Raw genomic sequence first — 12,578 nt, 5'->3', positions numbered from 1 at the left:
TCTTATGTGGTTAATTTATTTTCCATATAAGGCATTTTTATTTCTAAATAATTTCCATGAAAAAAATGATTTATGTTTTACTACTGCTAATCTTCGGAGTTGCAACTTATTATATTTATCCCGAAGCAAAACTTCCGAAAGGAAAAATAATTGACAGAATCGAGGTTTTAAAATCACAAAGAAAAATGCTGGTTTATTCAGAAGGAGAACTTTTGAAAACTTACACCATTTCCTTGGGAAAAAACCCAATCGGGCACAAAGAATTTGAAGGCGATTTTAAAACGCCCGAAGGAATTTATGAAATCAATGCTAAAAATCCCAACAGCGGTTATCACAAGAATTTAGGTGTTTCTTATCCGAATGAAAAAGATATAGCACACTCCAAAAGTTTAGGAAAACCGACGGGAGGCGACATAAAAATCCATGGAATCAGAAATGGCGCCGGCTCTATTTCAAAGTTCCAGCGCTGGAAAGATTGGACAGCGGGTTGCATAGCGGTTACAAATGAGGAAATGGATGAGCTATATGAAAGTGTAAAAATTGGAGCCACGATTGAGATAAAAAAATAAATTTTCACCTACTGCTTAAAAACAAAAAACTCGGAGGCATCACTCTCCGAGTTTTTTTCTAACTCCAAATATAAAATTCTAACCTAAAAATTCTTTTTTAGAACATACCTCCACCACCTTGTTTGGTGTTGTCTTCACGGTATTTACGTTGCATGGCTCTGTTTTTTCCACCACCAAACATATAGTTAACTCCAAAATATACACTTTGGCTTTCCCACGTAAATTGACCGCGATTTGGGTAAGGATTTGTTCCTTCAAATGCATATTTCATAGTGTCGAAAATATCATTGAAACGCAAGCTGAATGACATTTTGTTGTTTAATAATGAATATCTTGAACCCATATCCATTTTGTACATTTCTTTGCTGTCGTTTTGAACTCCGTCAACACCACCTCTGTAGAAACCGAAAAGTAAAAAGCTTAATCTTTTGTTTACCTTAATGTTGGTATTCATTCTTGCGTTAAAAGCATTTGCATCTATTTCTTTAGTGATAAAATCAAATTCGTTTACCGTTCCAGGACGTAATACAGAAACCAAACCTTTTTGAGAAATGCTTGAGAAATCAATCGATGGCTGGATGTCCCACCATTTTGTGATTTTGTAATTAGCAGAGATTTCAAATCCAAAAGCCTTGTTGTTATCAAAGTTGTCAAAACTCATGATCAGATCATCTGGATTGTCAGTAGTTTCATTTGGATACAAAACTCTATTGATTTCATTGTCAATCAAGCGATAGTAAACTCCGGCAGTGATCGAACCTTTTTCAATAGTTTTAGTGTAATTTAATTCTACTGAATTTGTAAATTGTGGCTCTAATTCTTGGTTTCCAAAACTAGTTACCAACGGAGTTGAAAACTCTCTGATGGGTTTGGTCTGCTCTAAACTTGGCCTGTCAACACGACGGCTGTAGCTCAACTGGAACATGTTTTTTTCGTTCAAGTTGTAGGTCAAATAAGCCGAAGGATAAAGTGTCAAATAATCGTCTTCAAAAACAGTTGCGCCTTTATTTAAGTTCGCTTTTGCTTTGTAGCTTTCAAAACGCGCTCCTAATTGGTAGCTGAATTTATCAAATTTTTGGCCGAAAGTTACATACGCCGAATAGATATCAATGTCATACGTATAGTTTGACATTCTGTCCGCATCTTCGATTGCTTGGTTTCCGGTCAAATAATCATTTTCTGTTCTGGTAAGACGCGCTTCAGCACCTACTTCTAAAGTAGTTTTTTCATTCAACGGATTTACATAATCAACGTTAAAAGTGGACAATTGCCTGCTATCTTTAATTTTATCCGCATAAACTACGTTTTCTAAAGGATCATTAAAGGTAGTGGTGTCAAAATTAGCATCTTGAGTTTGCTCATAATCATTATGATTTCCTTCGAAATCTAACGTATGGCCTTCTTTTTCAAATTTATGCTTGTAAGCTAAATTGTAAGCACTCGATTTATTATCGCTAAAATATTCTGCAAATTGCAAAACTCTTGGCTGTGTAAAACTTAAATAATTAATGTCAGTATCCACATTTCCGTGGCCATCATTCACATTTTGATTGGTATAAAATGAAATCGTATTTTTGTCATTGATGTAATAATCCATCCCGATTTTGTAGAGGTAGGACTTGTCGTCATTTACGATATCCAAATCTTGGCGCGAATTATTATCAAAACGGATGATTTCACCTTCATTTAGTCTTTTCCCGAAATTGCTTCCCACATTCCCAAAGAAATTCACTTTTCCAGTTCTGTAATTGGCGTCTAATGAATTGTTGAATTTGGGCTCTTCTGCAAAAGTGATTCCCGCATTCAAGCTTCCGTTGAAACCGTCATTTGCATTTTTATTTAAAATAATGTTGATGATTCCAGACATTCCTTCTGGATTGTATTTTGCACTCGGATTGGTAATCAATTCAATTTTCTTGATTGAAGTCGATGGAATTTGTTTCAATAATTGCGCAGGGTCAATGTTAGTTGGCCTTCCGTCAATTAAAATTCTCACGTTTTGGTTTCCTCTCAAAGAAATTTTACCGTCTTGATCCACATTCACTGACGGGATGTTGTTCATGATTTCAGAAGCAGTTGCTCCAGCAGTCGTCAAATCACGGCCTACATTAATTACTTTTCTGTCGATTTTTTGTTCAATCGTAGAACGTTCCTGAACGATTTCAACCCCTTCAAGGGTGGTCGCTTCATCAGCTAAAGTAATTCTGTTTAAAGAAATACTTTTTCCTGAAGTCAAATCTGCTTTCGAGGTGTAAGCTTTGTATCCGATGAATTGAATTTCAACCGTATAGCTTTTTGGAGCAAGACCTTTTACTTCAAAGTTTCCATTTTCATCAGAAATACTTCCTGATAGCACAGTTCCACCTTCTTTCACCGTTACCGTTGTGTAAGGAATGGGCTGATTCGATTTGTCTGTAACTTTCCCCGAAATGGTCAAGTTGTTTTGAGCCTGCAGTGAAAGCAAGGGCAAGACAAAGCATAAAAAAAATAATTTGAATTTCATCTTAATGTTTTTTTGAGATTGTTTTGATTGATGATTGTACCTATTGATTTGCTATAATAGACTACGTCATTTAAAAATTGTTACAGAAAAAAAGGAATTAAATTATTTCCAGACAAAAAAAAGGCTTCCCGAAATCAGGAAGCCTTTTAATATGAGTTGTTTAGGTTATCGCTTCATAGCGAAATGCGCCTTAAATTCTTTTTGAATTCCGTTGGACAAATACGTAACGGTAAACCAATAATCAGTTGAAAAAAGTTTTTCCCCATTAAAAGTTCCATCCCATCCGCCCGGTTGCGAAGGTTTAATTTGTGTGATTAATTTTCCAAATCGGTCAAAGATATAGATTACAGATTCGGGTTGGTGTGCCAAATCTTTAATGTTCCAATAATCGTTATAGCCGTCGCCATTTGGTGTGAAATATTTTGGATAATTTACCACAAACGCATTGATAGTTGTGCTTTCGCAACCGTTATTATCAAAAACCGTAATCAAATGATCACCTGAAGAAACGTTCTCAAAAACCGGACTTGATTGAATCGGACCTTCATCTAATTGGTATAAATAATCACCACCAACTCCTGTAGCCGTTACAGTAATGTCTTGATTGTCTTGGAATTCACTACTTACGCTATAATTTACAGTCGCTTGTTCTGAACGGATCACTTCAACTGTTTTTGGTTTAGAAGAACATCCGGTAACGTTATTGGTCACAATTACGGTGTAAAATCCTGGTTCAGTTACGGTATACTTGTTTTGTGTAGCATTTGCAATTAATGTTTCCCCTTGAAACCATTGAAACGTATGCGATTGCGTGCTTAATCCAGTTAGAATGGTATATAAACTGACCAATTCATTCGTTTTGCTGTCAATGCAGATTGCGCCTCCAACTGCGTTGTGTTCTGGAAGTTTTTTGATGATTAAACTAAAAGCCCTAATCGAATAACAGTTTGAAATCGTACTGACCACTTTTACATAAATCGTCGGCAAAGTTGTTAATGTCACCGGATTTGTTCCCGAAACCGCATTGCTTTGCGACTCAAAATACTGTACCGTATATGCCGTATTGTCTTGTGTTCCCAATGCAAAATCACTTAAAGCTGTCAAATTAAAATCAGTAATTCCATCATTTGTGTCATCTTCGTCACAAATTGTTCTGATGTCTGCAGGAATCATATTCACAATTGGAGTAGCCGTGATTGTAATCGGTAGAATATTTTCATCCGTACATACAATGCCACGGTTGATTATTTCGGCATAAATGTATAAATTTTGGCTTTGCGTAATGGTTTGTCCTGCTTGCAACAGGTTTCCGTTTCCGCCTGTTTCCGTAAAATAATTTCCTACTGACAATGGTGGCAAAACATAAGAATCACACGCAAATACAGCATCTGGCTCGTCAGCTTCAATACCCACAATGGTAATCGTAAAGCTGTTTTCTCCAGTACAAACCGGATTGGTGTTTGTAGCTTCGTAAATATAAATAGTCTGTGTGGAAGTAATAGCAGTTCCAGCCGGAAGCATCGTTCCATTTCCGCCAGATTCGGTATAATAATCTCCAACTTCCAAAGGAGTCAAAATATATGAATTACAAATCGGACCAATATCAGAACGGGAACTTACCTGCGGAATCGGAAGAATCGTAACCATATAACTAATTTCGTTTGTGCAATTTTGTCCAGGTTCCACTGGATTGTAAATGTAAATTTGTTGTGTGTTGGTGATAAATTCACCGGCTTGCAACAACGTTCCGGTCCCGTTGGTGCCCGTGTAATAATTCCCCACGGATATTTCGGGTAATTCATAACTTCCGCAAACGGTCACATTATCTGGGATTGTAGCAAACGGTTGTGAAATCGTTACTTCAAAACTAACGTTATCCGTACAATTTGGCGTTTCGGTTGTGGCCACATACACATAAATGGTCTGCGTAGAAGTAATTACCGTTCCTGCGGGAATTTGGTTTCCAGAACCCGCTGGACCTGAATAATAATTCCCGATTGGTAAATTTGGCAATGTATAACTGGAACAATTTGAAGCGTTTAAAGGCGTGTCAATTCCAATGAAAACGGTAAACGATTTTTCGTCCACGCAAATATCATTTTGAGAAAAAACATAAATGGTTTGCGTCGAAGTTATCGTTGTTCCTGATGCAAGTTGAGTTCCGGCTCCGCCGGGTTGCGTGTAATAATTTCCGCTTGATAAAGATGGTAAAACATACGAATCACAACTAAAAACAGAGGTAAAAGTAGGCAATGGCTCAAACGGAACAATTTCAACATCAAAGCTAGAATCCACCACACAAAAGGGCGCTACAGGAAATTGATAGTACACATAAATGGTTTGATTTTCTGTCAAAACCGTCCCAGCCGGAATTTGCGCTCCTTGGCCGTGGGGTTGCGTGAAATAATTTCCAAGTTGCAAAGCGGATAAAGTATGGCTTGTGCAATATTTTCCGTCAGGTGGCGTCAATGAAGACGGATCAATCACGGTCACTTGAAAACTGCTTTCGTTTGGACAATTCGGAATTCCGCCTGATTCGGCGTAAATGTATATGGTTTGTGTTGTATTGACCACATTTCCTGCAAAAAGCGGTGTCCCAGTTCCGCCAATTCCAGTAAAATAATTTCCATAAACCAATGGTTGCAAAGTATATTCGTCACAAACAATTTGAGATTCCAAAATATCTACTTGAGGTAAATCTTTTGTGAAAATTTGAAAACTCGCGGTTGCGAAACAATCCGTATCGGTTTTGTTTTCTAATCGCACATAAATGGTCACATTGCCAATAGAAGAATAACCCGCTGAAGCCACCGGATTTTGCCCTGTTTGCGCATCTTCCAGAGAAATGTGATAAGAAATAGTGTAAATAGTCTCAGAAAGTCCGTTTAAAACCGAAGCATTTTGCGAAGCGAAATTAAAAAGTGCCGTCGTGCCTCCAAAAGTGGTTACGCAATTCGTCATATCTGCAGGTTGCGTAGCAGTTGGTGGCGCAATCAAAAGCAGTTGAAATGATTTTATAGTTGCACAACCATTTGTATTTTGAATGCGCACAAAAACCGTTTCGTTTCCAGCACTTGCATACAAATTGGGTAACGGATTTTCATTGTTATTGGCGTCAGTTTGATTGGCATGATATGAAACCGTTACACCAGAATTTAATCCCGCGGTTACAATTGCAGTATTGTACGTTAGGTCAAAATTATACGAAGATTGTCCTGTGTCACATTTATATACATTCGATGGATTGGGCGTAATAAATTCTGGATGAAATTCAATCAAAACAGAATCACTGACCGGTTCTTCGCAAGGCATCACGATATTATTATAAGTCACAGCATATATTCCCGGCAAAGTTACAACCAAATCAGCACCATTTTGTCCTGCAATGGGCTGGCCATTTCTTGTCCAAGAAAAAGAATACGTTGCGGGATCAAGACCAGTGGTTAAAGTGTGGCTTCCGCCGAAGCAAATTGCGGTATCAGTTGCAACTGTCAAATCGGTTCCTAAAACTTCTTGCCCCACATTAAAACTATTGGAAGAAAGAAAAATAGCCGAATCAAATTGATAATCAGAACGGTCTGCAATGACTAATTTTATATGGTAAGGCGTATTCGGAATCAACTCTGAAGATGCTTGAAAAACAACAGTCTGGCCATTAAAATTGATCGCAGAGCTTGAAGCGCCAGAACCGCCATTGAAATTTCCAAAATATTCAGGATTAACCGACGGACACGAAGAATTATATAAAAAATCGCGAATTGTCAAAACCGAAATTGGCGTATTTGTATTCGGGATTACCGCTAAATTGGTGGTTTCTCCCGTATTTTGATTCGTAAGCAAAAAGGCAAAAGCATCCGAAAAATCACATTGGAAATTTCCATATTCTTCTGAAGCAAAAAGAAAATCAAAACTAAAATTAGAAGAAACTGGAATAAAATCAAATTCTAAAACCGTTGCATTTACCGAATTCATCTGGATTCCTGATTGAAGCAACACGTTTTCTAAATCAGCATCTCCAGCCCAGGCATCATTATTTCCATCGCTTAAAGTTGCGGAATTTGGACCTGGGGCGTTGGCAACATTTCCGGTGGAAAGAATCACACCGCTTTGCATCGGGAAGTTTGGGTTGGTATTTTCAAAATAACCAATTCCGTTGCTAGAGCCAAAATTAGTTCCGGTTTGCCAGCTAATATTGCTGACTTGCGTACAAGGAGAATCAATCAATACATTGTTTACCAAATCTGGTACAGAATGCGTTGATGTGTTAACAGTAATAGCCTGAGCGTAGCTAAATAATGGCATAACTGCCATTGACATTAGTAGGATTTTTTTCATATCAAAATCAATCGAGGTAAATCAATTATTTGATACTCTTTTATTACGAAGACTTGGGGTTCTTCTTTTATCGAATATGCAGTGCAAATTTATGCCAAAACATCGATTAAAAGCAAATTAATCCGATGAAATGCAGTATTTTATGATTTTTTAGCTCGTATTTCCTACAATATTAAATAAATTTGGAAGAAAAATTATATACTCTGATTTTTAAATAGTTAGCTTTTGAATTAAAAATTCAAGAATTTGGATGCACAATTCTCAAATTCGCGTAGAATTCTTATCTTTGCACGCTTAAAAAAAACATATACAAAATGACATTATCTCAGATTCTTACACCGCAGATTGAAAAGGCCGTTTTGGCTTTGTTTGAAGTTACTATTGACAAAGTAGAATTTCAGGCAACTCGCAAGGAATTTGAAGGCGATATCACGATGGTTATTTTTCCGCTTTTGAAAGTAATTAAAAGCAATCCAGTAGAATTAGGGAACAAAATCGGAAACTATTTGGTTGAGAATGTTCCTGAAGTGGAGAAATTCAATGTGGTTTCTGGATTCTTAAATATTGTGATTGCAGACCAGCATTATCTTGACTTTTTTACTGAAATTAAAGACAAAGAAAATTTTGGATTTGTAACCCCAAAAGAAAATGATAAAGCGACTTTGGTAGAATATTCTTCGCCAAACACCAATAAACCGTTGCATTTAGGTCACGTGAGAAACAACCTTTTGGGGTATTCTGTGGCAGAAATCATAAAAGCTTCGGGGAAAAAAGTATATAAAACGCAAATCATCAACGACCGTGGAATCCACATCTGCAAGTCGATGTTGGCGTGGGAAAAATTCGGAAACAACGAAACTCCAGAAACGTCAGGTTTAAAAGGAGATAAGTTGGTTGGAAAATATTATGTGGAGTTTGACAAGGCCTATAAAGTTCAAATCAACGCTTTGATTGCCGAAGGAAAAACAGAAGAAGAAGCAAAAAAACAGGCGCCGATCATTTTAGAAGCACAAGAAATGCTTTTAAAATGGGAAGCTGGCGATGAGACAGTAAAATCGCTTTGGAGCAAAATGAATGAGTGGGTTTATGCTGGTTTTGCTACCACATATAAGAATTTAGGAGTTGATTTTGACGCTTATTATTATGAAAGCAACACATATTTATTAGGAAAAGATGTTGTGGAACAAGGATTGACAAGCGGTGTTTTCTACAAAAAACCAGACGGTTCAGTTTGGATTGATTTGACAGAAGACGGTCTTGACGAAAAATTAGTTTTGCGTTCTGACGGAACTTCGGTATATATGACGCAAGATATCGGAACCGCAATTCAGCGTGTGAAAGATTTTTCAGATGTTGGTGGTATGGTGTATACGGTTGGAAATGAGCAAGATTACCACTTTAAAGTGTTGTTCTTAATTTTGAAAAAATTAGGTTTTGACTGGGCTCAAAATTTATTCCATCTTTCGTACGGAATGGTAGATTTGCCTTCTGGAAAAATGAAATCTCGTGAAGGAACCGTTGTGGATGCCGATGATTTGATGGAAGAAATGGCAGAAACAGCTAAAAATATTTCGGAAGAATTAGGGAAATTAGACCATTATTCTGCGGAAGAAAAAGCGAAATTATATAAAACAATTGGTCTTGGCGCTTTAAAATATTACATCTTAAAAGTAGATCCAAAGAAACGAATTTTGTTCAATCCAGAAGAATCAGTTGATTTTGCTGGAAACACCGGTCCGTTTATTCAATATACGTACGCCAGAATCCAGTCGATCATCAGAAAAGCTGATTTTGATTATTCAAATGTCTCCACGACAATTTCTTTGCACCAAAAAGAAAAAGAATTGTTGAAGCAATTAGAATTGTTTCCGGAAGTAATCCAAAACGCCGCTGAAAATTTCAGTCCGGCCTTGCTTGCCAATTACACGTATGAACTGGTTAGAGAATACAATTCGTTTTATCAAGCCGTGCCAATTTTAGGTTCAGATAATTTAGAAGAAAAGATTTTCCGTGTGCAATTGTCTAAAAAAGTAGCGGATGTGATTGAAAGCGCTTTCAAACTTTTAGGAATTGAGGTTCCTGAGAGAATGTAAAAAAAAGGAGTTATGAATTATGAATGAAAACATAATTTGTCTCAAACATTTTTAGTATAAAAGAAACAAAATATATAAATGAAACTGAATTTATAAGTAGGTGTGAAGATGCGATAGCACTTTTTCAACTGATACGAGGTATTATTTTGACAACGAAAAGCAATTCATAATTCCTAATTCATAACTCATAATTAATAAAGTGAACAAATCTTATTTTTTTCAGTCGTTTTTGATTGTGCTTTTGGCCGCTGGAGCTTTCATTGTATTTAAGCAATTTCTTCCGAAGAAAATCTTTTCAGAAAGTACTGTGGATTCAAAGAATGTTTTGATAGACAGCATGCTCTTAGATGCCGTTGCAAAAGACACGCCGACGTCAAAAGACACGTTAATTAATCAGAAAATTGTTTTTGATGAAACAGCAGGAATCAAATTTCCGTCTGAAAACTTTGAAGATTACAAAGGATATCAATACTTGATTTCCTTTTTTGAAAAATTATACCAGTTAGAAACCAATCCCGAAGGAAATAAAGTCAGAATTGCATATTTTGGAGATTCGATGACCGATGGCGATATGATTGTGCAAGATTTAAGAACCAATTATCAAACGCAATTTGGCGGTCAAGGTGTTGGTTTTGTATCGATTACGTCAGAATCTGCAGCGTCAAGAAGTTCGATTACGCATCAGTATTCAGGAAACTGGAAAACGCAGTCGTATTTGAATGTAAAAAGGCCAAGAAGTCCTTTTGGGGTGAACGGCCACGTATTTTTTGCTAATGATACTTCTAATATTGAGTGGATTCGATTCAAGGCGAACAATGCCAAGTTTGCGACAATGCTTGATAATCCCACACTTTTTTATGGGAAAGGAAAAAATTTCAATGGAAAAGTAAATATGATTGTTGGAAAAGATACGGTTACCAAAAATCTTTCGCCAAACAGTTTGGTCAATACGTTAAAGATGTCTTCAAACAGCTTAAAATCATTCAAGGCTGATTTTATCAAAGCAGATTCTATTCCAATTTTTGGATTCAATTTTGATGATGGGAAAGGCGTTCACGTTGATAATTTCTCTCAAAGAGGGATTTCAGGATTGCCAATTTCTACCTTTAATCCTTCGGTAATGCAGGCTTTTAATGCAAAATTAGGTTACGATTTGATCATTTTGCACTACGGAACCAATGTTTTAAATTACGGCACCAAAGATTATACTTGGTATGACCGAAGCATGACAAAAACGGTAAACCACTTAAAAGAATGTTTCCCGGGAGTTTCTATTTTGATTGTTTCCACTGCTGATAAATCCACAAAATATGAATTGGAAATGAAAACTGATTCTGCTGTCGTGCCTTTGACGGTGGCTCAAAAAAGATATGCTTTAAAAACCGAATCTGGCTTTGTCAATCTTTATACTTTAATGGGAGGTGACGGTTCGATGGTGAAATGGGTGGAAGAAGAGCCCGCAAAAGCCAACAAAGATTATACGCATTTTAACTATCGCGGTGCCAAAAAAATTGCGTCGTTATTATATGAGCAATTGAACCAAGGTTATGAGCAATATAAGGCGTTGAGAAAGAAAAGAAAACCAACTGCAAAAAAGCCGAAAGATTCGACTGTGGTTAAAAACGACAGCGTAAATGCATAAATTAAAAGTCTTATTTTTTCTGTTTATTCTATTTTTTGGAAGTAAAATCAAGGCACAAGAAGTCGATTCTACTTTTGTTGAGGTAGATACTGTTGCGTCAATTGACTCTTCTGAAGTAGAAATTATTCCTGAAAATCGTCTTTACAATTCTAAAGTTTTAAAGCCATTTTTTGAGAAAATTGATTTGATGCAAAAGAACAAATCAGGAAAAATAAATATCGTTCATATCGGGGATTCTCACATTCAAGCCGATTTGATGACCAACGTGATCAGAAAAAGGCTTCAGGGCGAATTCGGAAATGGAGGCAGAGGTTTTATATTTCCGTATAGTTTGGCAAAAACAAACGGCTCTTACAACGAGCGGTTTAAGTCAAACACCGCTTGGGAAAGCTACCGAAATATTTATCCTGACAAAGGTAATCCGGTGGGTTTGAGCGGTATCGGTTTGTGGACAAAAAGAAAAGATTTTGCGATTGAAATCAATGTAAAAGACAGCTCCTATGATTTTAAGACGATCAAAGTGCTTACGCCAAAAAATAAAAATCAATTTGATTTTGCAACAGCTTCCAAAACTATTGTTTTAGAATCTCAAGTGCCAAAAAAGATTACGCATAAAATTAAAAGAGGCGAGGCTATTTCAATCATTGCAGACAAATATAATATTTCTGTTTCTGAATTAAAGCGAGCAAATAATCTCCGTTCGAACAATATTCAAGCCGGGAAAATACTGAAAATTCCAACAGGAGAAATGCAACCAAAATCAATTTCGCGTTCTGAATTTATACCATTGGAAATGAAATCAGATGAATTGACGCATTTTTACAAAAGCGAAACGTCGCTAGATAAAATTTATTTGATTCCGAACAAGGAAAGTGCTGATTTTGAACTAAACGGATTGGTTTTAGAAAATGACAAACCCGGCATTATTTACAGCAGTATTGGGGTAAACGGAGCAAAATTCTCTGATTATAACAAATATGCGTTGTTTTTTGAGCAGTTAAAAGCGTTAAAACCAGATATGGTTGTACTTTCTTTAGGAACAAATGAAACATTTGACAAGATGATTTCTTCTGAATTTATGGTGCAGCTGCAATTGTTTTTAAGCAATATGAAATCGCAAGGAATTACAATTCCGGTTTTGGTTTCAACACCGCCGCCATCGTTGTTTAAACGAAAATTTCCAAATACATTTGCAGCCGATTATTCCGAAAAAATTATTGGCGCAAGCGAACAAAGCAATTATGCCGTTTGGGATTTATATTCGCAATTTGGCGGTTTATACGGCGTAAACAGAAACGCTTCAAGAGGTTTAATGGCTGGAGACAAAGTGCATTATTCAAAAGCAGGTTACGAAAAACAAGGAAATTTACTATCAGAAGCAATTCTGTCGGCATTCAATAATTTTAAATCAGGTATCGAGTAGTTATGATTAACAG

6 protein-coding genes are annotated in these 12,578 nt (G+C 36.5%); 4 read left to right on the top strand and 2 right to left on the bottom strand.

All coding sequences use genetic code 11. The features are described from left to right. The first annotated feature begins 56 nt into the window (after positions 1-56). The gene (locus EG849_RS06150; RefSeq protein WP_125012202.1) at positions 57-569 is read left to right on the top strand and encodes a L,D-transpeptidase family protein; all 513 of its coding nucleotides are present in this window, start codon (positions 57-59) and stop codon (positions 567-569) included. 97 nt (positions 570-666) lie between these two features. Here the strand turns inward: EG849_RS06150 and EG849_RS06145 are convergent, their stop codons facing one another. Together EG849_RS06145 and EG849_RS06140 are read right to left on the bottom strand one after the other, a co-directional pair. Beyond that, entirely contained in the window at positions 667-3,072 is a 2,406-nt protein-coding gene (locus tag EG849_RS06145; RefSeq protein WP_125012201.1) for a TonB-dependent receptor domain-containing protein, read from the bottom strand. A 165-nt stretch (positions 3,073-3,237) separates the two neighbouring features. Next, positions 3,238-7,407 carry a T9SS type B sorting domain-containing protein gene (locus tag EG849_RS06140; protein WP_125012200.1) on the bottom strand — a complete coding sequence of 1,390 codons (4,170 nt, stop codon included), beginning with the start codon at positions 7,405-7,407 and terminating at the stop codon, positions 3,238-3,240. Between the two features lie 314 nt (positions 7,408-7,721). Between EG849_RS06140 and argS the strand changes: the two genes are divergently transcribed. The 3 genes from argS (at position 7,722) to EG849_RS06125 (ending at position 12,565) form a co-directional block, all read left to right on the top strand. Beyond that, positions 7,722-9,500 carry an arginine--tRNA ligase gene (gene argS, locus EG849_RS06135; protein WP_125012199.1) on the top strand — a complete coding sequence of 593 codons (1,779 nt, stop codon included), beginning with the start codon at positions 7,722-7,724 and terminating at the stop codon, positions 9,498-9,500. 199 nt (positions 9,501-9,699) lie between these two features. Further along, positions 9,700-11,142, top strand: a complete 1,443-nt coding sequence (locus EG849_RS06130) for an SGNH/GDSL hydrolase family protein (RefSeq protein ID WP_125012198.1) — start codon at positions 9,700-9,702, stop codon at positions 11,140-11,142. Next, the gene (locus EG849_RS06125) at positions 11,135-12,565 is read left to right on the top strand and encodes a LysM peptidoglycan-binding domain-containing protein (protein ID WP_125012197.1); all 1,431 of its coding nucleotides are present in this window, start codon (positions 11,135-11,137) and stop codon (positions 12,563-12,565) included. Before EG849_RS06130 ends, EG849_RS06125 begins: the two co-directional genes overlap by 8 nt. Positions 12,566-12,578: the final 13 nt, after the last annotated feature.

This window comes from Flavobacterium macacae (assembly GCF_003865365.1).
GTDB classification, from domain to species: Bacteria; Bacteroidota; Bacteroidia; order Flavobacteriales; family Flavobacteriaceae; genus Flavobacterium; species Flavobacterium macacae.
The sequence above is the reverse complement of the archived record's forward strand: the minus strand, read 5'-3'. Positions and strand labels throughout refer to the sequence as shown.

Excerpts from the sequence above, each read along its gene's own strand:
- argS (WP_125012199.1), top strand. The coding sequence starts at position 7,722 with ATGACATTATCTCAGATTCTTACACCGCAGATTGAAAAGGCCGTTTTG.
- EG849_RS06125 (WP_125012197.1), top strand. The coding sequence starts at position 11,135 with ATGCATAAATTAAAAGTCTTATTTTTTCTGTTTATTCTATTTTTTGGA.
- EG849_RS06145 (WP_125012201.1), bottom strand. The coding sequence starts at position 3,072 with ATGAAATTCAAATTATTTTTTTTATGCTTTGTCTTGCCCTTGCTTTCA.
- EG849_RS06140 (WP_125012200.1), bottom strand. The coding sequence starts at position 7,407 with ATGAAAAAAATCCTACTAATGTCAATGGCAGTTATGCCATTATTTAGC.
- EG849_RS06150 (WP_125012202.1), top strand. The coding sequence starts at position 57 with ATGAAAAAAATGATTTATGTTTTACTACTGCTAATCTTCGGAGTTGCA.